General features: G+C 68.0%; 23 protein-coding genes and 2 tRNA genes. 10 read left to right on the forward strand and 15 right to left on the reverse strand.

Annotated elements, in window-relative coordinates:
• Positions 1 to 244: 244 nt before the first annotated feature.
• The 3 genes from CYR75_RS03310 to CYR75_RS03320 form a co-directional block, all read right to left on the reverse strand.
• The gene (locus tag CYR75_RS03310; protein ID WP_101498835.1) at positions 245 to 2,020 is read right to left on the reverse strand and encodes an acyl-CoA dehydrogenase C-terminal domain-containing protein; all 1,776 of its coding nucleotides are present in this window, start codon (positions 2,018 to 2,020) and stop codon (positions 245 to 247) included.
• Between the two features lie 33 nt (positions 2,021 to 2,053).
• On the reverse strand, positions 2,054 to 2,440 hold the full coding sequence (locus CYR75_RS03315; protein WP_101498836.1) for a MerR family transcriptional regulator: 387 nt from the start codon (positions 2,438 to 2,440) through the stop codon (positions 2,054 to 2,056).
• Between the two features lie 113 nt (positions 2,441 to 2,553).
• Positions 2,554 to 2,934 carry a MerR family transcriptional regulator gene (locus CYR75_RS03320; protein WP_101498837.1) on the reverse strand — a complete coding sequence of 127 codons (381 nt, stop codon included), beginning with the start codon at positions 2,932 to 2,934 and terminating at the stop codon, positions 2,554 to 2,556.
• A 161-nt stretch (positions 2,935 to 3,095) separates the two neighbouring features.
• Between CYR75_RS03320 and CYR75_RS03325 the strand changes: the two genes are divergently transcribed.
• The 3 genes from CYR75_RS03325 to CYR75_RS03335 are packed head-to-tail and all read left to right on the forward strand — an operon-like array spanning position 3,096 to position 5,416.
• The gene (locus CYR75_RS03325; protein ID WP_101500842.1) at positions 3,096 to 3,551 is read left to right on the forward strand and encodes a PaaI family thioesterase; all 456 of its coding nucleotides are present in this window, start codon (positions 3,096 to 3,098) and stop codon (positions 3,549 to 3,551) included.
• Positions 3,552 to 3,559: 8 nt separating this feature from the next.
• Entirely contained in the window at positions 3,560 to 4,060 is a 501-nt protein-coding gene (locus tag CYR75_RS03330; protein ID WP_101498838.1) for a PaaI family thioesterase, read from the forward strand.
• A gap of 3 nt (positions 4,061 to 4,063) precedes the next feature.
• Positions 4,064 to 5,416, forward strand: a complete 1,353-nt coding sequence (locus CYR75_RS03335; RefSeq protein ID WP_225972821.1) for an MATE family efflux transporter — start codon at positions 4,064 to 4,066, stop codon at positions 5,414 to 5,416.
• Positions 5,417 to 5,420: 4 nt separating this feature from the next.
• On the opposite strand, the gene hemF is transcribed toward CYR75_RS03335, so the two are convergent.
• Positions 5,421 to 6,284, reverse strand: coding sequence for an oxygen-dependent coproporphyrinogen oxidase (hemF, locus tag CYR75_RS03340; RefSeq protein ID WP_101498839.1), 864 nt, complete (start codon positions 6,282 to 6,284; stop codon positions 5,421 to 5,423).
• A 163-nt stretch (positions 6,285 to 6,447) separates the two neighbouring features.
• Here hemF and CYR75_RS03345 point away from each other — a divergent pair, with 163 nt between their 5' ends.
• Complete coding sequence (locus CYR75_RS03345) at positions 6,448 to 6,876, forward strand: hypothetical protein (protein ID WP_101498840.1); 429 nt, start codon at positions 6,448 to 6,450, stop codon at positions 6,874 to 6,876.
• Here the strand turns inward: CYR75_RS03345 and CYR75_RS03350 are convergent.
• Genes CYR75_RS03350 through clpS form a run of 3 tightly spaced genes read right to left on the reverse strand, consistent with a single transcriptional unit; the run spans position 6,873 to position 8,974 of the window.
• Positions 6,873 to 7,676: an SDR family NAD(P)-dependent oxidoreductase gene (locus CYR75_RS03350; protein WP_101498841.1), complete on the reverse strand. Its 804-nt coding sequence runs from the start codon at positions 7,674 to 7,676 to the stop codon at positions 6,873 to 6,875. The two genes, CYR75_RS03345 and CYR75_RS03350, sit on opposite strands and share 4 nt — an antisense overlap.
• Entirely contained in the window at positions 7,673 to 8,656 is a 984-nt protein-coding gene (locus CYR75_RS03355; protein WP_101498842.1) for a class I SAM-dependent methyltransferase, read from the reverse strand. The genes CYR75_RS03350 and CYR75_RS03355 overlap by 4 nt, the downstream gene beginning before the upstream one ends.
• The gene (clpS, locus tag CYR75_RS03360; protein ID WP_101498843.1) at positions 8,657 to 8,974 is read right to left on the reverse strand and encodes an ATP-dependent Clp protease adapter ClpS; all 318 of its coding nucleotides are present in this window, start codon (positions 8,972 to 8,974) and stop codon (positions 8,657 to 8,659) included.
• Positions 8,975 to 9,285: 311 nt separating this feature from the next.
• Here clpS and CYR75_RS03365 point away from each other — a divergent pair, with 311 nt between their 5' ends.
• Positions 9,286 to 10,839 (forward strand): D-alanyl-D-alanine carboxypeptidase family protein, encoded by a 1,554-nt coding sequence (locus CYR75_RS03365; RefSeq protein WP_225972822.1) that lies wholly within the window; start codon positions 9,286 to 9,288, stop codon positions 10,837 to 10,839.
• Positions 10,840 to 11,137: 298 nt separating this feature from the next.
• Here CYR75_RS03365 and CYR75_RS03370 read toward each other — a convergent pair whose 3' ends face one another.
• Positions 11,138 to 12,130 (reverse strand): 2-hydroxyacid dehydrogenase, encoded by a 993-nt coding sequence (locus tag CYR75_RS03370; protein WP_101498845.1) that lies wholly within the window; start codon positions 12,128 to 12,130, stop codon positions 11,138 to 11,140.
• 214 nt (positions 12,131 to 12,344) lie between these two features.
• Between CYR75_RS03370 and CYR75_RS03375 the strand changes: the two genes are divergently transcribed.
• Positions 12,345 to 13,100: an SH3 domain-containing protein gene (locus CYR75_RS03375; RefSeq protein ID WP_318778995.1), complete on the forward strand. Its 756-nt coding sequence runs from the start codon at positions 12,345 to 12,347 to the stop codon at positions 13,098 to 13,100.
• Positions 13,101 to 13,210: 110 nt separating this feature from the next.
• A tRNA-Thr gene (locus CYR75_RS03380) sits at positions 13,211 to 13,285 on the forward strand.
• Between the two features lie 103 nt (positions 13,286 to 13,388).
• Here CYR75_RS03380 and CYR75_RS03385 read toward each other — a convergent pair.
• A tRNA-Ile gene (locus CYR75_RS03385) sits at positions 13,389 to 13,464 on the reverse strand.
• Between the two features lie 110 nt (positions 13,465 to 13,574).
• Here CYR75_RS03385 and purM point away from each other — a divergent pair.
• From purM to CYR75_RS03400, 3 genes are all read left to right on the forward strand, one after another.
• A complete protein-coding gene (gene purM, locus CYR75_RS03390; protein ID WP_101500845.1) occupies positions 13,575 to 14,621 on the forward strand; it encodes a phosphoribosylformylglycinamidine cyclo-ligase in 1,047 nt (348 codons plus the stop codon).
• The gene (gene purN / locus CYR75_RS03395) at positions 14,618 to 15,229 is read left to right on the forward strand and encodes a phosphoribosylglycinamide formyltransferase (RefSeq protein ID WP_101498846.1); all 612 of its coding nucleotides are present in this window, start codon (positions 14,618 to 14,620) and stop codon (positions 15,227 to 15,229) included. Before purM ends, purN begins: the two co-directional genes overlap by 4 nt.
• A gap of 153 nt (positions 15,230 to 15,382) precedes the next feature.
• The gene (locus CYR75_RS03400) at positions 15,383 to 16,597 is read left to right on the forward strand and encodes an NAD-dependent epimerase/dehydratase family protein (protein WP_101498847.1); all 1,215 of its coding nucleotides are present in this window, start codon (positions 15,383 to 15,385) and stop codon (positions 16,595 to 16,597) included.
• A 12-nt stretch (positions 16,598 to 16,609) separates the two neighbouring features.
• Here the strand turns inward: CYR75_RS03400 and CYR75_RS03405 are convergent, their stop codons facing one another.
• From CYR75_RS03405 to CYR75_RS03430, 6 genes are all read right to left on the reverse strand, one after another.
• Positions 16,610 to 17,266, reverse strand: coding sequence for a trimeric intracellular cation channel family protein (locus CYR75_RS03405; RefSeq protein WP_101498848.1), 657 nt, complete (start codon positions 17,264 to 17,266; stop codon positions 16,610 to 16,612).
• A gap of 34 nt (positions 17,267 to 17,300) precedes the next feature.
• Positions 17,301 to 18,932: an alpha-D-glucose phosphate-specific phosphoglucomutase gene (locus tag CYR75_RS03410; protein WP_101498849.1), complete on the reverse strand. Its 1,632-nt coding sequence runs from the start codon at positions 18,930 to 18,932 to the stop codon at positions 17,301 to 17,303.
• Positions 18,933 to 19,033: 101 nt separating this feature from the next.
• Positions 19,034 to 19,735 carry an ABC transporter ATP-binding protein gene (locus CYR75_RS03415; protein WP_101498850.1) on the reverse strand — a complete coding sequence of 234 codons (702 nt, stop codon included), beginning with the start codon at positions 19,733 to 19,735 and terminating at the stop codon, positions 19,034 to 19,036.
• Complete coding sequence (locus tag CYR75_RS03420) at positions 19,728 to 20,522, reverse strand: ABC transporter ATP-binding protein (protein ID WP_101498851.1); 795 nt, start codon at positions 20,520 to 20,522, stop codon at positions 19,728 to 19,730. Before CYR75_RS03420 ends, CYR75_RS03415 begins: the two co-directional genes overlap by 8 nt.
• The gene (locus tag CYR75_RS03425; RefSeq protein WP_101498852.1) at positions 20,519 to 21,472 is read right to left on the reverse strand and encodes a branched-chain amino acid ABC transporter permease; all 954 of its coding nucleotides are present in this window, start codon (positions 21,470 to 21,472) and stop codon (positions 20,519 to 20,521) included. Before CYR75_RS03425 ends, CYR75_RS03420 begins: the two co-directional genes overlap by 4 nt.
• Positions 21,472 to 22,344 carry a branched-chain amino acid ABC transporter permease gene (locus CYR75_RS03430; RefSeq protein WP_101498853.1) on the reverse strand — a complete coding sequence of 291 codons (873 nt, stop codon included), beginning with the start codon at positions 22,342 to 22,344 and terminating at the stop codon, positions 21,472 to 21,474. The genes CYR75_RS03425 and CYR75_RS03430 overlap by 1 nt, the downstream gene beginning before the upstream one ends.
• Positions 22,345 to 22,415 lie beyond the last annotated feature (71 nt).

Below are 22,415 nucleotides of genomic sequence, written 5' to 3' on the forward strand. Positions count from 1 at the left end.
CCTGTTCGCGCCGATGGCGGCGCCGGATTGAGTATTTGGACAAAGAAGAAACCAATTCTTCACCTTTGCCCGTTATTCCTGCCTTTGCGGTACAGGCTGGAGAGCCGATGACCGCCAAAGGAGAAGCCGCCCCGGTCCGCCGGCTGAAACACGCCAGAGCGCCGGAAGGCGCGGGGGCCGGGGCGCATTCGGGCTTCTTCTTTGCCCAAATACTCATCGCCCCGTCCCGGTTCGCGGCAGCGCCTCAGAATTGCGCGGCGTCGAGCGCCATGACCGGATCGGCGCCGCTTTCGATGCGGGCCAGATGCGTCGCGGTCATCGGCAACTGGCGCTGCATGTAGTAGCGCCCGGTGGCGAGCTTGGTGTTCAGGAAGTCGGCGTCGCCGCTGCCGCCCTGCAGCGCCGCCTGCGCCGCGACCGCCATGCGGGCCCACATGAAGCCCAGCACAGTATGCCCGAAAAGATGCATGAAGTCATAGGACCCGGCCAGCGCGTTGTTGGGGTTCTTCATGCCGTGCTGCATGAAATACATCGCCGCCGCCTGCAGATCCTTGGACGCGGCCTTCAGCGGCTCGAGGAAGTCCTGCTTCAGCGTCTCGTCGCCCTCATGGGTCTTGATGAAGCTCTTGATCTCGTCAAAGAAGGCCATGACGTATTTGCCGCCATCCGCCGCCAGCTTGCGGCCGACCAGATCGAGCGCCTGGATGCCGTTCGCGCCCTCGTAGATCATGGTGATGCGGGCGTCGCGGACGAATTGGGACATGCCCCATTCCTCGATATAGCCATGCCCGCCAAAGACCTGCTGCGCGTTCACCGTCGTCTCGAACCCCTTGTCGGTCAGGAAGCCCTTGATGATCGGGGTCAGCAGCGAGATCATGCCATCGGCCTCGGCCTCGCCGGCATGGGCGCGGTCGATCTGGTGGGCGCCCCAGAAGGCCAGCATCCGCGCGCCTTCCAGGAAGGATTTCTGGTCCATCAGGTTGCGGCGGATGTCGGGGTGCACGATCAGCGGATCGGCGGGGCCGTCGGGATTTTCGGCGCCGGTGACGGCGCGGCCCTGCAGGCGGTCCTTGGCATAGGCGACCGCATTCTGATAGGCGGCTTCGGCCACCGCATAGCCCTGCAGGCCGACGCCGAGGCGGGCTTCGTTCATCATGGTGAACATCGCCCGCATGCCCTTGTGCAGGTCGCCCAGCAGCCAGCCCTGCGCGCCGTCGAAGTTCATCACGCAGGTGGCGTTGCCGTGGATGCCCATCTTGTCTTCCAGGCTGCCGACGCTGACGCCGTTGCGCTCGCCCAGCGAGCCGTCCTCGTTCACCAGGAACTTGGGCACGATGAACAGCGAGATGCCCTTGGTGCCCTCGCCGCCGCCGGGGGCCTTGGCCAGCACCAGGTGGATGACGTTTTCGGCCATGTCGTGATCGCCGGCCGAGATGAAGATCTTCTGCCCGGTGATCCGGTAGCTGCCATCTTCCTGCGGTTCGGCCTTGGTGCGCAGCATGCCCAGATCGGTGCCGCAATGCGGCTCGGTCAGGTTCATCGTGCCGGTCCATTCGCAGCTGACCATCTTGGGCAGCCAGGTCTGTTTCTGCGCGTCGGTGCCGTGGGTGTGGATGGCGGAATAGGCGCCGTGGGTCAGGCCCTGATACATGTTGAAGGCCATGTTGGCCGAGACGAAGATCTCGCCCGTGGCCAGCCCCATCAGATAGGGCATGCCCTGACCGCCGAATTCGGGGTCGCAGTCCCGCGCCGTCCAGCCGCCCTCGCGCAGCGCGTCGAAGGCGCCCTTGAAGCCGTCGGGCGTCCGGACGATGCCGTTTTCCAGCACGCAGCCCTGCCTGTCGCCGACCACGTTCAGGGGCAGCAGCATCTCGGTCGCGAGCTTGCCGGCGGCGTCCAGCACGGCCTCGGTAAAGTCGCGGTCCAGCTCGTCATGGCCGGGCAGGCCGGTGTTCTTGATGTCGAGGACATCGTGCAGGATGAACTGCATGTCGCGCAGCGGCGCTTCATAGATCGGCATGATCGTTCCTTTCGGGGAAGGGCGAAGGGTGCATCAGGTCTGTTGGCGGGCGGCGAGCATCGCCTCGGCATCGCCGATGCGGTCGCGCAGTTCGCCGATGGCGGCGCTCAGCTCTTCCTGCTGGCGCTGCATGTCGGCCAGGCGCTCGCGCGAGGCGGCGATGGTGGCGGCAAGCTGGGTGACGTTGTTTTCACGCGGGTCATAGAGTTCGAGCAGCTGCCGCATGTCTTCCAGGCTGAAGCCGAAGCGCTTGCCCTGCAGGATCAGGGTCAGCCGCCCGCGGTCGCGCCGGTTGTACAGCCGGTGCTGACCACGGCGCAGCGGGGCCAGCAATTCGCGCGCCTCGTAGAAGCGCAGCGTGCGTGGTGTGACGTCGAAGGCGTCGCACATCTCGCGGATCGTCAGATACTCATCGCTCATCCCCACCGCCTCCTCGCGGTCCGCACAGTCTGTTGCGATAAGGGGATGATGGCCGAAGTTGACGTTCGCGTAAACTGAAACGCTGCGTCAAACCGGCGATGGCGGGCCGGCGGTCAGTCCATCCGGCGCAGGATCTCCGCGGTTTCATCGCGCAGATTGCGCAGGTCCTTGATCGCGGCCTCGGTTTCCTGAAGCTGCGTGCTCAGCGTCTCGAGCTGGCGGTTGGCCATGTCGATCCACACCTCATACTGCTCGCGGTCGCCCTTCTTGTCATAGATCTCCAGCCACTGCCGGATCTCTTCCAGGCTGAAGCCGAACCGGCGGCCGCGCAGGATCAGGGTCATGCGCGCGATCTCGCGCGGGGTATAGAAGCGGGTGCGGCCTTCCTTGCGGGGCTGCAGCAGCTCGATATATTCGTAATAGCGCAAGGTGCGCGGCGTCACGTCGAACCGCGCGCACATCTCCTTGAAGGTCAGTTCATCTGTATCTGACATTCCCTGTCCCGAGCAAAGCAAGTTGACGCAAGGCTAGTCTGACCGGTCGGCCTGCGCAACCGCTCGCGCAGACTTGCCGCGCGATGCCGCAGGGGCGTATGAACGGGGCCGAGGCAGGCGGCGCGATAGACAGCGCGCGCGGGGGGCAGACGGGGACCAGCATGAGCCAGGACGGCAACAAGACGGCGGACGCGCCCGACGCAGAGACCCGCGACCGCATCGCGCGGCAGTTCATCGAGGCGATTCCCCATGCTGCGGCGCTGGGGATGCGGCTGGACCGGCTGGGCGCGGGCGAGGCCAGCATCAGCATGCCGTGGAACGCCGATTTCGTGGGCGATCCGCGCAGCGGCGTGATCCATGGCGGGGTGATCTCGGCGCTGATGGACACCTGTTGCGGGGCAGCGGTGCTCAGCCATCCGACTGGCGCGCGTTCGACGGCGACCATCGACCTGCGCATCGACTATATGCGCGCGGCGACGACGCGGCAGGCGATTCGCGCCGTGGCGGTCTGCTATCACGTCACCCGCTCGGTCGCCTTTGTCCGCGCGCAGGCCTTTGACGATGATGACGAAAACCCCGTCGCGGCAGCGAACGGTGCCTTTACGCTGGAACGATAGGACAGGCGATGGCCGAGCGAAACGAATCCCTGCCGCAGATCAAGCACCGCCGCGACACCGCGCTGCGCCTGCTGGTCGAGGGCGTGCCCTATCTGCGCTGGCTGGGCATCCAGTTCGACCGCCGCGGCGACGAGCTGACGGCGATCATGCCCTTTGACGACAAGCTGATCGGCAACCCCTTCCTGCCCGCCCTGCATGGCGGCGCCACCGCCGCGTTTCTGGAGATCACCGCCCTGGTCGAACTCGCCTGGTCGGCCATGTGGGAGGATATGGAGGCCGGCCGCATCGCCCCTGACGCCGCGATGCCGGATTTCATGCCGAGGCTGCCGAAGACCATTGATTTCACAGTCGATTACCTGCGCGCCGGGCTGCCGCGCGACGCTTATGCGCGGGCGCGGGTGGTCCGTTCGGGCCGGCGCTATGCCAGCGTTCAGGTCGAGGCGTGGCAGGACAACCGCGCCCGGCTGTTCGCGCAGGCGACGGCGCATTTCCTGATGCCGCAAGTCTGACCCGTGGCGGCCCCCCCGCCCGACCTCGCCATCGCGAGCCTGCCCGCCGAACGCGCCGTGACCCATCGCCGGGTTCTGGCGATTGCGCTGCCGATCGTGCTGTCGAACGCCACGATTCCCATTCTGGGCGCGGTCGATACCGGCGTCATCGGACAGCTTGGGCAGGCGGCGCCGATCGGGGCGGTGGGGATCGGGGCGGTGATCCTGTCCTCGATCTATTGGGTGTTCGGGTTTCTGCGCATGGGCACCTCGGGCCTTGTGGCGCAGGCGCAGGGGGCGGGCGACGCACCCGAGGCCGGCGCCCATCTGCTGCGCGCGCTGGCGATTGCGGGCATGGCCGGGCTGACGCTGATCCTGCTGCATCCGCTGCTGTTCGGCGCGGCCTTTGCCCTTGCCCCCGCCAGTGACGAGGTCGAGAGCCTGGCCCGGCGCTATCTGGCGATCCGCATCTGGGGCGCGCCCGCCACCATCGCGCTTTACGCCATCACCGGCTGGCTGATCGCGACCGAGCGGACGCGCGGCGTGCTGCTGCTGCAGCTTGTCCAGAACGGGCTGAACGTGGCGCTGGATCTGGCCTTTGTGCTGGGTCTGGGCTGGGGCGTGGGCGGGGTGGCGGCGGCGACGCTGATCGCCGAGGTCTCGGGCCTGCTGCTGGGCCTGTATCTGTGCCGCGCGGCGCTGCTGGCGGCGGTGACCGGGCGGGCGGGGATGCTGGCCCGCGACAAGCTGCTGCGGCTGGCGCGGGTCAATGGCGACATCATGATCCGTTCGGTCCTGCTGCAGGGGTCGTTCACCACATTCCTGTTCATGGCGGCGGGGCAGGGCGACACGACGCTAGCCGCCAATCAGGTGCTGCTGCAGTTCCTGTCCATCACCTCTTACGCGCTGGACGGCTTTGCCTTTTCGGCCGAGGCGCTGGTCGGGCAGGCGGTGGGCGCAAGGCGGCGCGGGATGCTGGTCCGTGCGGTCCAGCTCAGCTCGCTTTGGGCCGGGACGGGGGCGGCGCTGCTGGGGCTGTCCTTCTGGCTCTTCGGCGGCTCGCTGATCGACCTGCTGACCACCGCGCCCGATGTGCGCCTGGTGGCGCGCGACTACCTGCCCTGGCTGGCCGCGGCCCCGGTGATCGGGGTGGCGAGCTGGATGCTGGACGGCGTCTTCATCGGCGCCACGCTGACCGCCCAGATGCGCCGCGCCATGATCGAGGCGGTGGCGGTCTATGCGCTGCTGCTGCTGATCCTGCCAGCGCAGTTCGGCAATCACGGGCTGTGGGCGGCGCTGATGGTGTTGAACGCCACGCGGGCGCTGACCATGCTGCGCTTCTATCCGCTGGCGCTGGCGGCGGCGACGCCGCGCTAGCGGCTCAGACCCATTTGGCCAGCGGCGGCAGGCTCATCAACACCGCGTCGGCATTGTGCCCGGTCTCAAGCCCGAATTTCGTGCCGCGGTCATAGACGAGGTTATACTCCGCATAAAGCCCGCGATGAACAAGCTGGGTGTCGCGGTCGGCCTCGGTCCAAGGGGCATCCATCCGCGCCTCGGCCAGGGGCAGGAAGGCGGGCAGAAAGGCCGAACCGACATCGCGGGTAAAGGCGAAATCCTCGGCCCAGTCGCCGGTGTTCAGGTCGTCATAGAAGATCCCGCCCACGCCGCGCGCCCGGCCGCGATGGGGGATAAAGAAATACTCATCCGCCCAGGCCTTGAAGCGGTCGTAATAGCCGGGGTCATGGGCGTCGCAGGCGGCGCGCAGGCGGTCGTGGAAATGCGCGGTATCCTCTGGGTATTCGATGCAGGGGTTCAGATCCGCCCCGCCCCCGAACCACCAGGCATTCGGGGTCCAGAACATCCGCGTGTTCATGTGCACCGCCGGGACCTGCGGGTTCTGCATATGCGCCACCAGGCTGATCCCCGAGGCCCAGAAGCGCGCATCGCGGTCCATCCCCGGCACCCCCCGCGCGGCCATGGCGGCCTGCGCACGCGGGTTCAGCTTGCCATGCACTTCGGACCAGTTGACGCCGACCTTCTCGAACACCCGGCCGCCGCGCATCACCGACATGATCCCCCCGCCGCCATCATCGGCGCGGGTCGTGGGCGTGACCTGAAACCGCCCTGCGGGGCGGTCGCCGGGGCCGCGATCCTCCAGCCCCTCGAAGGCGGCGGTGATGGTGTCGCGCAGGGCGTGGAACCAGTCGGCGGCCTGTTTGCGTTCGGCGGTCATCTCGGGCATCGGGCACCTTCTTCATGGCGGCTGCGCCGGGGGCGCGGGGGGTTGCGATCCGGCTTAGCCCGCGCGGCGCAGCGCTGCAACCGAGGCGCGGGCGGCGGCGAAAGTTGAATTGCCGCCGCCTGTCGCAGCCGCTAACCTGACCCGGAACGCAAAGGACGGTAAGATGACGCGACGCCTCCGCCTGGCCATGGCCGCCCTGATCCTGCCGCTGATCCTAGCCGCCTGCGGGACCCCGCAGGAACGCTGCATCCGCAACAATACTGGCGAATACCGCAGCTTGCAGGCGTTGTTGACGGAAACCGAGGCCAATCTGGCGCGCGGCTATGCCTGGCGCGAGCGCAATGTCGTGCGCAGCGAGTTCACCACCTGCCGCCGCCCGGTCCGGGCCGAGGATGGGGGCATCGTCTATGCCGAATATGGCTGCTGGCGCGATGTGACGGATGTCGAGCGTTACCGCGTGCCGATCGACCCGGCCTCCGAGACGCGCAAGCGCGACAATCTGGCGGCAAAGCTGAAGGCCGAGGCCCCGCGCGCCCGGCTGGCCGTGGACCAGTGCAAGGCCGCTTATCCCGAGGCCCGAAGGCCGTCCTAGAACATCGCCGCCTGAACCGGGTCCAGCAGGCTGCGCCCGCCATCGACATTGACGATCTGCCCGGTGACGAAACCGGCGCCGTCGCCGACCAGATACAGCACCGCCTCGGCCAGTTCCTCTGATTCGGCGATCCGGCCCATGGGCGTGCCCTTGACGATCCGCTCGCGCAGCCCCGGATCGTCCTTGAGCGCGGCTTTCAACTCGGTCGTCATGACCGACCCGAAAGACACCGAATTGACCCGGATGCGATAGGGGGCCAGCGCCAGCGCCATCGCCCGCGTCGCCTGATCCTGCGCCGCCGAGGCGATGGAATAGGCCAGCAGATCGGGATGGGGACGCTGCGCGGCCAGCGTGGTCAGGTTCACGATCGCGCCTGCCATATGCGTGGCGTCGCGATCTTCAGCCTGCAAGATCATGCGCTTGGCGACGATCTGTGTCAGTCGCAGCCCGGCGAACAGGTTCTGGCGCAGCATCTCTTCCAGATCCGATTCGCTGACTGATAGCGGGTCCTGGCGGCGGATCATGCGGTGCGCGTTGACGAGGATATCGACGCCGTCAAAGGCATCCAGCGTCGCCGACAGCAGGTTCGCCACCGACAGGCGCTGCGACATGTCGGCGTGAAACCGCCGCAGGCGCGGATCGTCGCCGTGGCGGTCGAATTCATGATCGAGCGCGGCCTCATCGCTGTCGGCGAACATGACATTGGCGCCGCGCAGATGCAGCGAGCGCGCAATCGCCAGCCCGATGCCGCGTGCCGCGCCGGTGACGATGGCGGTCTTGCCTTCGACGGAACTGCTCATCGCGGCTTCCGGCTGCGGGCGCCGGTGGCCATCAGCAGCTTAAAGCGGTTATCGCCGCCGATTTCAGAGACTTCGCCGAAATAGCTCGACAGTTCGGCCTCGTAGGGCAGGTGGCGGTTGGCGACCATCCACAGCCGCCCGGCGCCGGTCAGCAGCCCCGCCGCGGCGCGGATGAACGCGGCCCCCAGCCCCGGATCGGCGTCGCGCCCGCTGTGAAAGGGCGGGTTCATCACCACCGCGTTGACCGGGTCGGGCAGGCGGAAACTGCGCGCATCGGCCCAGTGAAACTGCGCCCGCACGTCCTTTATGTTCATCCGAGCCGCCTCGAGCGCGGCATGATCGGCCTCGACCAGATGCAGCATCTGCACCCCGGGACGGGCGAGGATCTGCGCCGATAGCCAGCCCCAACCCGCGCCCAGATCGACGACCCGCGTCGGCATCCGCTCGGGCAGGGCGGCGGCCAGAAGCTGCGAGCCGGGATCGGGTTCGGTGGCAGAAAACATGCCGGCGCGGGTGATGAAGCCGGGGGCGGGCGACAGGCTGTCCTGCAGCCAGTCGGACGGAATCGCGGTGGGGTCGCTGACCCGTGCGATCTTGCCATGCGCCTTGGAATGAACCTCAGCTATGCCGGCCAGAGTCCTGATTTCCTTGATAATCGATTCGATTCCGTCGGTCTTCTGCCCATCCAGCCACATCGCGCCCTCGGGCGCCAGATGCGCCGCGCCAAGCGCGATCCGGGCGCGGGCGGCGTCGCGGGCGCGCGGCAGGGTCACCAGCACGGTGTCGAACGCGCCCTCGGGCGCGGTGGCGACGCGAAAGCCGCGTTGGGCCAGCGCGTGGTGGTTATGGGCAAGGGATTCGACGACCAGCGTGCGTTCGGGGTCGAACAGCGACAGATCCTCGGCCCCGTCGGCGCCGATGATCAGCGTCTGTCCAGAGGCATCGGGGTCGAAGGCAAGGGCCAGCCGGGCGAAGCGCATCTATTCCTTTTCCATCGTGCATTGCAACGGATGCTGCTGGCGACGCGCCAGCTCCATCACCTGCGCGACCTTTGTTTCGGCAACTTCATGGGAAAAGACGCCGACCACGGCCACGCCCTTGCGGTGCACGGTCAGCATGACCTGCATGGCCTGCGAATGGGACATCGCAAACAAACGCTCGAGGATATGGACGACGAACTCCATCGGCGTGAAATCGTCGTTCAAAAGCAGAACCTTGTACATCGGCGGCCGCTGAGTCTTGGGCCGCGTCTTGACGTTAAGCTCTGTCTCCTCGCGATGGACGGGATCCTGGGGCATGTTCTGAATATCGGGTGAAAAGCTGCAGATTTGGCGATGAATATAGTATGTCTGCCGCAGATTGTAACCCCGTGCGAAAACGGCGGTTTCCGGCGCGCGGGGAAAAAAGCGGCAAATGCGATGTTTCCGCGATCACAACCCTGTGCTATTGTCAAAAAATTAACGACGGTCCGCTTAGAACAAGACCGCAACAGGCAGAAGAGATCGAGACAGTGACCAAATTCCGCACGTTGTTCCGCGCAGGAGTGCTGACGTTTTTTGCGTTCCTGATTCCCCTTGCCGCGCAGTCTGCGCCGTTCGCAGCCTTTGTGATGGACGGCCGAACCGGCAAACAGATCCACGCCCAGAATGCCGACACTCGGCTGCATCCGGCGTCGCTGACCAAGATGATGACGCTGTATATGGCCTTCACCGCCATCGAGCGCGGTCAGGTCAGGCTGGACACGCGCTTTACCGTGTCCTCGCGCGCCGCGGCCGAGCCGCCCTCGCGTCTGGGCCTGCGCGCCGGCCAGCAGATCGAGCTGCGCTATCTGATCCGCGCCTCGGCGGTGAAATCGGCCAATGACGCCGCCACCGCGATCGGCGAGAACCTGGCCGGTTCGGTGCCGCAATTCGCCGCGCAGATGACCGGCATGGCGCAGGCGCTGGGGATGCGCAACACGCAGTTCCGCAACGCCAACGGCCTGACCGAATCCGGGCATTTCTCGACCGCGCGCGACATGTCGACGCTGGGTCGGCGGCTGTTCTATGATTTCCCGCAATATTACTCGATCTTTTCGCGGCGCTCGGCCGATGCCGGGATTGCCACGGTGCGCTCGACGAACCGGACCTTTCTGGACAATTACGCCGGCGCGGACGGGATCAAGACGGGTTACACCCGCGCCGCCGGCTTCAACCTGACCGCCTCGGCGCAGCGGGGGTCCAAGCGGATCATCGCGACGGTGATGGGCGGCACCTCGACCGCGCAGCGCAATGCGGTGATGGCGGATCTGCTGGATATGGGCTTCGGCAAGGCGCCGACCCGCGTCCGCGAGGTCAAGCCCGAGCCGCCGCAATACATCGTTGAGCGTAAATCGAGCCGCAAGGTCGCGGCCGCCGCCGCGCCGGCCGCTGTTGCGCGTTCTGCCCGGCCTGCCGCCAAGGCCTCGGTTCCGGCAGCCGTCGCGCAGGCCTCGGTCACGCCGGCGAGCCTGAACTCGGCACTGAACGAGGCGATGGCCTTGGCCGCAAGCGCCCCGCCCGCCACGGCCCCGCCGGTTGCCTCGGGCCGGGTCGCGTCCGCGGCGACGCCCGGCAGCACGCGGCCGCCCGCAAAGCCCGCGTCGCTGGCCAGCGCGACGACCGCGACCGAGGCTGCGGTGAGCGAAGCCCTGGCCGATGCCGCACCCGCCGCCCCCCCGATGATCGGTGGGCTGGCGACGTCGGCTCGTCCCATCGCGGCGCCGCGCGCGCGTGCCTCCGCACCGGCTGCGGCCGCCAGCACCGCAAGCGTCGTCGCTGCCGCTGCGACTGAAGCCGCCGCAGTGCCGCCCCCGCCGCAGCGGGCGGAGACCATCGTGGGCGAGACCTTCGGCGCGTCCTCGCCCGAGCCGCGCCCGGTCGAGCGGATCGCGCGCGCCTCCTCGTCCGGCGGGCAGGCCTGGGCCATCTCGCTCGGCCGCTACAAGAGCCGTGAGCAGGCGGATGAGCGTCTGATGCAGCTCGCGATGCAAGAGGCGGAGCTGCTCTCGGGCGCGCTGCGCCATGTCCGCGAATCGTCCAAGGGTTATGAGGCGACGTTCGTGGGCCTGTCGAAAGGCGCCGCGTCGAAAACCTGCGCGCATGTTTCCGCACAGAAGCTGCGCTGCGACGTGACCGCGCCCTGAACCTCGCGCGCGAGCGGCGGCCGATGCCGCCGTTTGCGGAATGGTTGAGGGGAAGGCAGCAAGACGAGCCGTCTCCACTGGATTGGCCGCCTGTGATCGAGCAGGCGGCTTTTTCGTGCGGTAAACCGGGAATTTTTGATCAGGCTGGCCGGCTTTCCGATCATTTCGGAGGGCTTCTTTTTTGATGGGCGATTTTGGTCAGGCAGACGCCGGTATGAGCTGCCCGCTGTCAGGTCTGCTTGGCGTCGCGCTCGGGTCAACCCGGGCGCTGCGCACCCAGCCCCCGCCGATCCACCACCTACCGCGCCAACCCGGTTACCAGATCCGGCGGGGTCTCGCCCCGCGCGACCGCCTCAATATTCGCGATCACCCGCGCGCCCATCTCGTTGCGCCCCTCGATGGTCGCGCTGCCCATATGGGGCAGCAGCAGCACGTTGGGCAGGTTGCGCAGCCTCGGGTTGGCTTCATGGCCATGCTCATAGACGTCCAGACCTGCCCCGGCGATCTCGCCCGCCCGCAACATCCGGGTCAGCGCATTCTCGTCGATCACCTCGCCGCGCGAGGTGTTGATGACCACAGCCGAGGGCTTGAGCAGGCGCAGCCGCCGCTCGGATAGCAGGTGAAAGGTCGCCGGGCTGTGGGCCACGTTGACGCTGATGATGTCCATGCGCGTCAGCATCCAGTCGAGGCTGTCCCACCACGTCGCCGACAGTGCCGCCTCGGTCTCGGGGTCGAGACGGTGGCGGCTGTGGTAGTGCACCTCGATCCCGAAGGCCTTGGCACGCTGCGCGATGGCCTGGCCGATCCGGCCCATCCCGATGATCCCCAGCTTGCGACCCCGGATGCGCGCGCCCAGGAACGCCGTCGGCGACCAGCCCAGCCAGTCGCCCGACTGCATCGCGATCACGCCCTCGGGCAGGCGCCGCGTCACCGCGAGGATCAGCGCCATGGCCATGTCGGCGGTATCCTCGCTGAGGACGCCCGAGGTGTTGGTGACCATCAGCCCGCGCGCCTGCGCCTCGGCAAGGGCGATGTGATCGACGCCGGCGCCGTAATTCGCGATCAGGCGCAGCCGCGGCCCGGCATGGGCCAGCATGGCAGCGTCGAGCCGGTCCGACAGGCTCGGGACCAGCACGTCGCTGTCGCGCAGCGCCGTCTGCAGCTCTTCCGGCGTCAGGCGGTGGTCGTCGGGGTTCAGCGTCACGTCGAACCGCGCCGCCATCTGCGCCTCGACCTCGGCGGGCAGCCGTCGCGTAACCGCCACACGCAGTCGCGAATTCGCCTCGGTCATTGCATCTTCCCTTTCACCCGCCCGCGCCTTGGGGCAAACTTCACCTGATCGGGGCGCAGGCACAAGACCCCGCAGACCGCGCAAAGTCGCGGACGAGGCAGGCGGCACAAGCCGCATGGACAGGACAAGCGGCAACGACCGCGTTGAGGGCAGGTAGATGGGACATATCTCGATGTCATTTCGTCGCGCTTTGGGCCCGACGAATCGCAGGGGCTTGGCGCGCCGCGCCGCGACCAGGGCGGGGCAGAGCAGCCCGGCGCTGCTGTGGCGCGATCTGGGCTGGCCGGCGCGGGCGACGCTGATCGGGGGCGCGGCGGCGCTGCTGATGGTCGTGCTGGCGCCGGGCGATGCGCGCAGCAACACCGATGCCGGCGCCGCGCAGGCGGCGGTCGCGCCGCAGCCGGCACCCGCGCCGCTGCCGCAGATCGCGGCCCCGGTTGCGCCAGCGCCCGCCGTCGAGCCGGCCCGCCCGACAGCACGGCCCGCACAACTTGCCGCGCTCGGCGCCGCGCCGCAGGCCACCCAGCCCCAGCCCGAGGTGCTGCGCGGCCCGGTGACGCGCCTGCCGGTTCCGCGATTCGTCTCGCTCAAGGGCGATGAGGGCAATGTCCGCCGCGGCCCTTCGCTCTCGCACCGCATCGACTGGGTCTTCCGCCACGCCGGAATGCCGCTGCGCGTCGTCGGAGAGTTCGGCCATTGGCGCCGGGTCGAGGACCGCGACGGCGCCGGCGGCTGGGTGCATTATCGCCTGCTCTCCGGCGTCCGCACCGCCATCGTGCAAAGCGAGATGGTAGAGCTGCGCGCCCGCCCCGACCTGAACGCCGGCGTCATCGCCATGGCCGAAGCGGGCGCGATCGTGCGGCTGGGCGAATGCGAGCCCGACTGGTGCCGCATCTCGGGCGGCGGCGCGAAAGGCTGGGTGCCCAAGGGCGCGATCTGGGGCGTCGAGCCCGGCGAGTTGCGCGACTGACGCCGGGGCCGAGGGCGAAATCGCGCGGGTTGCCGAAAATCTTCCGCAACCCTCTTGCGCCGCCCCGGACCCTCGTCTAAACGCCCATCACGGTCGCCAGACCGCCAGTTGCTGCCGTAGCTCAGGGGTAGAGCACTCCCTTGGTAAGGGAGAGGTCGAGAGTTCAAATCTCTCCGGCAGCACCAGTTTTTCAGACTGATCTTAATGACGGCGCACGGACTTTTCGCCGCGTATTCGCGCGCTTACCCTCTGCTGACCCCGTCGCATCATCAAGAACCACAGGAAGGCTGGTAGGCCCGGAGGGATTTGAACCCCCAACCAAGGCGTTATGAGCGCCCTGCTCTGACCGTTGAGCTACGGGCCCGGCCGATCCGGGTGCTAAGTCCTGCGCGGCCTCTGGTCAAGCCTTGCGCGGGGCTTGTTGCCGTGGCGGGCGGCTTGGGGTATCGGGGGCGAAAGCTGATGGGGGTCCAGATGACGCAAGCGAAAACCGGGCTGACCTATGCCGGGGCCGGTGTGGATATCGATGCCGGCAACGCCTTGGTCGAGCGTATCAAGCCGGCCGCCGCGGCGACGCGGCGCAGCGGCGTCATGGCCGGGCTGGGGGGTTTTGGCGCGCTGTTTGATCTGCGGGCGGCGGGATATGACGATCCGATCCTCGTCGCCGCGACTGACGGCGTGGGCACCAAGCTGCGCATCGGCATCGACACCGGCGAGCTGGACGGTCTGGGCATCGATCTGGTCGCGATGTGCGTCAATGACCTCGTCTGTCAGGGCGCCGAGCCGCTGTTTTTCCTGGACTATTTTGCCACCGGCAAGCTGTCGGTCGACGAGGCCGCGCGGGTCGTGACCGGCATCGCCAAGGGCTGCGAGCGGGCCGGTTGCGCGCTGATCGGCGGCGAGACGGCCGAGATGCCGGGCATGTATCACGACGGCGATTTCGACCTCGCCGGTTTCGCCGTGGGCGCGATGGAGCGGGGCGCCGATCTGCCGCGCGACGTGGCGCAGGGCGACGTGCTGCTGGGGCTCGCCTCGGACGGGGTGCATTCCAACGGCTATTCGCTGGTCCGGCGCGTGGCGCAGGCGGCGGGGCTGGGCTGGGACGCGCCGTCGCCCTTTGGCGAGGGCACGCTGGGGCAGGGGCTGCTGACGCCGACGCGGCTTTATGTGAAACCGGCGCTGGCGGCGATCCGGGCCGGTGGGGTCAAGGGGCTGGCGCACATCACCGGCGGCGGTTTGACCGAGAACCTGCCCCGCATTCTGCCCGACGGGCTGGGGGCCGAGGTCGATCTGGACGCATGGACCTTGCCGCCGGTGTTCCGCTGGCTGGCGCAGGCCGGCGGGATCGCCCCGGACGAGATGCTCAAGACCTTCAACTGCGGCATCGGCATGGTGCTGGTGGTGGCGCCCGACGGCGCCGACGCGCTGCAACATCTGCTGGCCGAGGCGGGCGAGACGGTGCATGTGCTGGGCCGCGTCACCCAAGGCGCCGGCGTCGAATATCGCGGCGAATTGGGGTGAAACGGGTCGCGATCCTGATCTCTGGCGGCGGCTCGAACATGCTGCGGCTGATCGAGAGCATGACCGGCGATCATCCCGCGCGCCCGGTGCTGGTCGGCGCGAATGATCCGGGGGCCGGCGGGCTGGCGCTTGCCGCCGCGCAGGGCGTGCCGGTCTTTGCCACCGATCACCGCCCCTTTGGCCGCGACCGCGCCGCATTCGAGGCCGAGCTGATCCGTCAGCTTGACGCGGCACAGCCCGACATCGTGGCGCTGGCCGGCTTCATGCGCATCCTGACGCCGGGATTTACCGCGCATTACGCCGGTCGGCTGCTGAACATCCACCCTTCGCTGCTGCCGAAATATCCGGGGCTGAACACCCATGCCCGCGCCATCGAGGCGGGCGATGCCGAGGCCGGGGCCAGCGTCCACGAGGTGACGAGCGATCTGGACGCCGGACCCATTCTTGGACAGGTGCGCGTGCCGGTGCTGCCGGGCGACACGCCGGAGGAACTCGCCGCGCGGGTGCTGGTGCAAGAGCATCGGCTGTACCCCGCCGTGCTGCGCCGCTTTGCCGACGGCAACCGCGCGCGGCTGGATCTGGACGCGACGCTGACGCCCACGCCGTAGCCGCTGCGCCACAAACCGCCGGGGCAGGGCGGCGCGCGCAGCCCCCGGCCGCGACCTGCTTGCGGCTGTCAGCCCGGCCCCTTACTGATCGAGCCATACAAGGTGTCGCCGTCGGAATGACCGCGGCACGGGCGTGACAAGGAAGGGCAAGGCATGCGTATTGCGGTTCTCGGCGGCGATGGGTTCGTGGGCTGGCCGACCTCGCTGCACCTCTCGGAGCTGGGGCACGAGGTGCATATCGTCGACAACCTCTCGCGGCGCTGGATCGATGCCGAACTGGGCGTGCAATCGCTGACGCCGATGGACAGCATCCAGGAACGCTGCCGGATCTGGAAGCAGGAAACCGGGCGGCAGATCCGCTTTCATTTGCTGGATCTGGCCAAGGAATACGAGCGGCTGAAGCAGTGGCTGGCCGATCACAAGCCCGATGCCGTCATCCATTTCGCCGAACAGCGCGCCGCGCCCTATTCGATGAAGACCGACCGCCACAAGGTCTATACCGTCGACAACAACGTGAACGCGACGCACAACCTGCTGGCGGCGCTGGTGGAAACCGGCATCGACGCGCATCTGGTCCATCTGGGGACGATGGGCGTCTATGGCTATTCCAGCGTCGGCGCGCCGATCCCGGAAGGCTATCTGGACGTGCAGATCGACACGCCGAGCGGGCCGAAGGATCAGCAGATCCTGTATCCGACGCGGCCGGGCAGCATCTATCACATGACCAAAAGCCTCGATCAGATCCTGTTCCAGTTCTACGCCCAGAATGACGGGCTGCGGATCACCGACCTGCATCAGGGCATCGTCTGGGGCACCCATACCGACCAGACCCGCCGGCACGAACAGCTGATCAACCGCTTCGATTACGATGGCGATTACGGCACCGTGCTGAACCGCTTTCTGATCCAGGCCGCGATCGGCTATCCGCTGACGGTGCATGGCAGCGGCGGGCAGACGCGCGCCTTCATCCACCTGCAGGACTGCGTGCGCTGTATCGAGCTGGCGCTGTCGGACGCGCCGAAACCGGGCGAGCGGGTGCGGATCTTCAACCAGATGACCGAGACGCATCGCGTCCGCGATCTGGCGCAGATGGTCGCCGGCATGACGGGTGCGCGGGTGCTGAACCTGCCCAACCCGCGCAAGGAGGCGGCCGAGAACGACCTGATCGTGCGCAACGACCAGTTCCTCGCGCTTGGCCTCAACCCGATCACCCTGCAGGAAGGTTTGCTGTCCGAGGTGGTCGAGGTGGCGCGGAAATATGCCCACCGCATCGACCGCTCGCGGGTGCCGGCGGTGTCGGCCTGGACGCGCGATCTGGGCGCGCGCATCGACCGCAACCCGGAATCGCACCTGACCGAGGTCTCGTGACCGCTGCCCGCGTCAGCCCCGGTCGCGGGGCGGGCGCGGGCGATAGACCGGCAGCGACCAGCCCCAGATCAGCGTTCCCGCCCGCATCAGGAAGGTGGTCGCGCCGCAGCCGATCAGCGCCAGCGGGCGCGGCACGCCCAGGCTGACCAGGATCAGCGCCACCACCGCGCCGCCAAAGGCGCAGGTCAGATACAGCTCACCGCTTTTCAGGACCAGCGGCACCTCGTTTCCGACCACGTCGCGCATCAGCCCGCCCATGGTGCCGGTGATGATCCCGCAGATGACCAGGATGATCGGGCCGTTGCCGTTGATCAGCGCCACGTCGAACCCCGCCGGCACCGCCACCGCCAGCGCGATGGCGTCCAGCCACAACAGCCAGCGATAGCGGCTTTCCAGCATCGGCGCGGTCCAATAGACAAAGATCGCCGCCGCCGCTGCGGTCAGGATCAGCTCGGGCTGGACGACCCAGAAGACCGGCGTGCGGCCCAGCACCATGTCGCGCACCGTGCCGCCGCCCACCGCCGTCAGCGCGGCCAGGAACAGAAACCCGATGATGTCGAGCTGCGCCCGGCTGGCGACAAGCGCCCCGGTCAGCGCAAAGACCAGCACCGATCCGTAATCCAGCGCCCAGACATGGCCGCCAAGCGCGGTGACGAGATCGGGGTTCATGTCCGTGCGGTCCTGCTGGGGAAAGGGACGGGGGTCAGGTGGTCACGTCCGGCGCCTGCCGGCCGGTCAGCTCGCGGATGCGCGCCAGGGCGTCGGCCGCCGCGATCACCGGGGCGAGCGCGTCGTCCAGCGCGAGGTCCAGCGCGCCTTCGGGCGGCTGGTAACGCTCCAGATAGACGCGCAGGGTCGCGCCCTCGGTCCCGGTGCCGGACAGGCGCAGCACGACGCGCGAGCCGTCGGTGAACAGGATGCGGATGCCCTGACCATTGGTGCGGCTGCCATCGACGGGGTCGAGATAGCTGAAATCCTCGGCGCTTTCGATGGTCAGCCCGTCATGGCTGCGGCCGGGCAGGTCGGGCAGTTGCGCGCGCAGCGCCGCGATCAGGGCGTCGGCGGCCTCGGTCGGCACGGCCTCGTAATCATGGCGCGAGTAGTAGTTGCGGCCATATTCCGACCAATGCGCGGCCATGATCCGCTGCACCGGCTCGCCGCGATGGGCGAGGATGTTCAGCCACAGCAGCACCGCCCACAGCCCGTCCTTTTCGCGGACATGGTCGGACCCGGTGCCGGCCGATTCCTCGCCACACAGCGTCGCGCGGCCATCATCGAGCAGATTGCCAAAGAATTTCCAGCCCGTCGGCGTCTCGAAATGCGCGATCCCGGCCTTTTGCGCCACCAGATCGGCCGCGCGCGAGGTCGGCATCGACCGCGCGACCCCGGCCAGTCCGCGCGCATAGCCCGGCGCCAGATGCGCGTTGGCCGCCAGCACCGCAAGGCTGTCCGAGGGCGTGACATAGACGCCACGTCCCAGGATCATGTTGCGGTCGCCGTCCCCGTCCGAGGCGGCGGCGAAATCGGGCGCGCCATCGCCCATCATCAGCCCGACCAGATCGGCCGCCCAGACCGGGCTCGGGTCGGGATGGCCGCCGCCGAAATCGGGCAGGGGGCGCGCATTCACCACGCTGCCCGCCGCCGCGCCAAGGCGGCGCTCCAGGATCTCGGTCGCATAGGGGCCGGTGACGGCGTGCATGGCGTCAAAGCGCAGCGTCAGCCCGTTCGACAGCGTGCGCCGGATCAGGTCGAAATCGAACAGCGTCTCCATCAGCGCGGCATAGTCGCTGACCGGATCGACGATCTCGATCTCGGTCTGGGCCAGTTGCGTCGTGCCGATCCGCGACAGGTCCACATCCTGCGCCTCGAGGATCTGATAGGCGTCGATGCGCTGGCTGTGGGCGTGGATACGCTCGGTCAGCGATTCAGGCGCGGGGCCGCCATTGGCGCTGTTGAACTTCAGCCCGAAATCCGCGTCTTCGCCGCCCGGATTGTGGCTGGCCGACAGGATGAAGCCGCCATCCGCGCCGCGCTTGCGGATCAGGTGAGAGGCCGCGGGCGTGGACAGCAGCGCGTTCTGTCCCACGATCATCCGCCGCGCCCCCTGCGCCGCGCACATCCGCAGGATCACCTGCGCCGCGCGGTCGTTCCAGTAACGCCCGTCGCCGCCCAGAACCAGCACCTTGCCCGCAACCCCGCCAATGGCGTCGATGATCGACTGGACGAAGTTTTCCAGATAATGCGGCTGCATGAAGACGCGGGTCTTCTTGCGCAGCCCCGAGGTGCCGGGTTTCTGGCCCGCGATGGGCGCGGTGGCGACGGTGTTGACCTGCATGAACGGACCCCTTGCGGCGAAATCTGGCAGCGCGCCCGTCTGTGGCCGCGCCCGGCTTGGTATAGCCCAGAACGCGGCGCCCGCAACCGGACCCGCAGGCGTCAGATGCCCAGATAGGCCTCGCGGATGCGGGGATCGGCGATCAGCATTTCGGCGGGGCCGTCCATCGTCACCTGTCCGGTTTCCATGACATAGCCGCGATCCGCGATCTTCAGCGCGCCGAAGGCATTCTGTTCGACCAGCAGCACGGTCACGTTCAGCGCCTTCAGCCCCGACACCACGTCGAAGATCTGCTGCACCAGGATCGGCGCCAGCCCCATCGAGGGCTCGTCCAACAGCAGGCAGTTGGGCCGCCCCATCAGCGCCCGCGCGATGGCCAGCATCTGCTGCTGGCCGCCCGACAGCCCGCCCGCCGGCAGGTTGCGCTTTTCGCGCAGGATCGGGAACATCTGGAACGCGTCCTGCATGTCCTTGTCCACCCGCTCGTCGCTGAACAGGAAGGCGCCGAGGCGCAGGTTTTCTTCGACCGAGAGGTTGGTGAAGATCTGCCGCCCCTCGGGGGACTGGGTGATGCCGCGCTTGATCCGGCGATGGGCGGGGACGGCGGTGATCGTCTCGCCCCGGAACACCACCGACCCGGCCGAGACCGGCTGCGTGCCGGAAATGCAGCGCAGCAGCGTCGTCTTGCCCGCGCCATTGGCGCCGACCACGGTGACGATCTCGCCCGACTGCACGTTTAGGTTGATGCCGTGCAGCACCTCGATCCGGCCATAGCGAGAGCGGAGTTCGCTGATCTCAAGCATGTGCGGGCTCTTCCGGGGTTGGCGCGGCGTCGGTGCCCAGATAGGCGGCGATCACGCGGGGGTCGCGGCTGACGGTGGCGGGGTCGCCCTCGGCGATCTTCTGGCCGTGGTCCAGCACCACGATGTGATTCGAGATCCGCATCACCATCTTCATGTCGTGTTCGACCAGCAGGATCGCCACGCCCTCGGCGGCGACCTCGACGATCATGCGGTCGATCTCTTCGGTCTCGACGGCGTTGCAGCCCGCCGCCGGCTCGTCCAGCAGCAGCACCTTGGGCCGCATGGCCAGCGCCCGCGCGATCTCCAGCCGCTTGAGCCGGCCATAGGACAGGTTCGCGGCCTCGGTCTCGGCGGCGCGTTCCAGCCCGACCCGGTCCAGCAGCCGCAGCGCGCCCTGACGGGCGTTGCGCGCCCGCTGGCGCGAGGCCGGCAGATGCAGCAGATCGGCCAGCAGGCTGCCGCGTTCGGACAGGTGATAGCCGGCGATGGCGTTGTCCAGCACCGACATGTTCTGGAAGATCTGCAGGTTCTGGAAGGTCCGCGACAGCCCGCGCCGGGCCAGCAGGTCGGGGCGCATCCCGGTCACGTCCTCATCCGCCAGCCGGACCCGGCCCTGTTCAGGCTGGTAGACGCCCGAGATCATGTTGAACAGCGTCGTCTTGCCGGCGCCGTTGGGGCCGATCACCGACAGGATCTCGCCCGGGCGCAGGCTGAAGCTGACATCATGGACGGCGCGCAACCCGCCGAAGCTGATGCCGATATTCTCGACCGATAAAAGCGTGCTCATTCCTTCCCCCGGATCAGGCGCAGCAGCGAGGGCAGCAGCCCGTCGCGCATGAAGATCATCACCAGCATCATGATCAGCCCCAGCAGGATATGTTCATATTCCGCGAAGGCCGTCAGCACCTGCGGCAGCAGGGTCAGGATGCCGGCGCCCAGAATGGCCCCCAGCACCGAATGCGCGCCGCCCAGAACCGCCATCGTCACCCACTCGATCGAGTGCATGTAGCCGGCCACGTCGGGCGTCACGAACTGGTTCTGCATCGCCGCCAGCGACCCCGCGACCGAGGCATAGACGGCCGAAATGACAAAGGCCTGCAGCTTGTAGCGGGCGACATCGACACCCACGGTGCGGGCCGCGACCTCGGAGCCGTGCAGCGCGCGCAGGGCGCGGCCGGTGGGGCTGTCATGCAGGTTCAGCGCCAGCCACGCCCCGGCCAGCAGGAAGAGGCCGCAGAACCAGTACCAGAACTCGGAGGATTTCAGCTTCAGCCCGGCCATCTTGGCCAGATCGCGCAGCCCCGCATCCGGCACCGCCGTCCCGTCCGGGCCGCCGGTCAGCGCGGCCTCATTGGTCAGGACCATGAAGACCAGCACCCCGAAGCCCAGCGTGGCGACGCCCAGGTAATACCCCTTGAGCCGCAGGATCGGCCGCCCGACCAGCCAGGCCAGCACGCCCGAGATCACGGCGCCAAGGATCGCGGCAAAGACCGGGGGGATGCCCCAATGGACCGGCATCAGCGCGCAGGCATAGGCGCCGATCCCGGCGAAACCGGCATGGCCCAGGCTGATCTGCCCGGCATAGCCGATCAGGATGACCATGCCCGTGACCGCCAGCCCGTTGATGAAGATCAGCGAGCCGACGCGGTAATAGAAGCTCGACGGAAAGAAGATCGGGCTGAGCGTGATCAGCGCCAGCAACGCCAGCAGCGTCGCGGATTTTGCGGACAGACGCATCAGACGCGCTCCGTTTGCTTGGCGCCGAACAGGCCCTGCGGCATGGCGAACAGCACCAGCAGGATGATGACGAAGGCGGCGGCGTCCTTGTATTGCGACGAGATATAGCCCGCCGTCATCGCCTCGATGATGCCCAGCAGCAGCCCGCCGACCAGCGCGCCCTTGGGGTTGCCCATCCCGCCCAGCATGGCGGCGGCAAAGCCCTTCAGCGCCACGGCGATGCCGATGTCATAGGCGGTGTTGGTGATCGGCGTGGCCAGAACGCCTGCCAGCGCGCCGATGGCCGCCGACAGCCCGAAGGACAGCGTCATCACCCAGTTGGTGTTGATCCCGACCAGCTGTGCGGCCAGCCGGTTGTTCGACGTCGCGAGCACCGCCTTGCCGGTCAGGGTGCGGGTAAAGAACAGGTAAAGCGCCACAAAGACCGCCAGCCCGCCCGCGATCACCCAAAGCGATTGCGGCAGGATCGTCGCCCCGCCGATCCGCAGCGGCGCGTCGCCGGAAAACGCCGGAAATCGGTGGATCTGCTTGCCGAACAGCACCTGCGCCGCCCCGCGCAGAAAGATCGAGGCGCCGATGGTGATGATGATCAGCGACACCACCGGCGCGCCTCGTGCAGGCTCGATCGCCAGCTTGTTCAGCGCCACGCCGATGCCGGACGTCACCACGATGGCCACCAGCGCCGCCAAGGGCAGCGGCAGGCCCGCCGCATAGGTGAAGACGGTGATCATCCCGCCCAGCATGACGAATTCGCCCTGCGCGAAGTTCACCACGTCCGACGCGTTGTAGATGATGGTGAAGCCCAGGGCGACCAGCGCGTAGACCGCGCCGACCGTCAGGCCCGAGAACAGGAATTGCAACAGTTCCGGCATGGCGACTCCAGGGGGCGCGGCGGCGGGGCTTGCCGCGGATGGGCGCGGCGGTGCGGGCCGTCGGCGGCGCG

The sequence above is a fragment of the Paracoccus jeotgali genome (assembly GCF_002865605.1).
GTDB lineage: Bacteria > Pseudomonadota > Alphaproteobacteria > Rhodobacterales > Rhodobacteraceae > Paracoccus > Paracoccus jeotgali.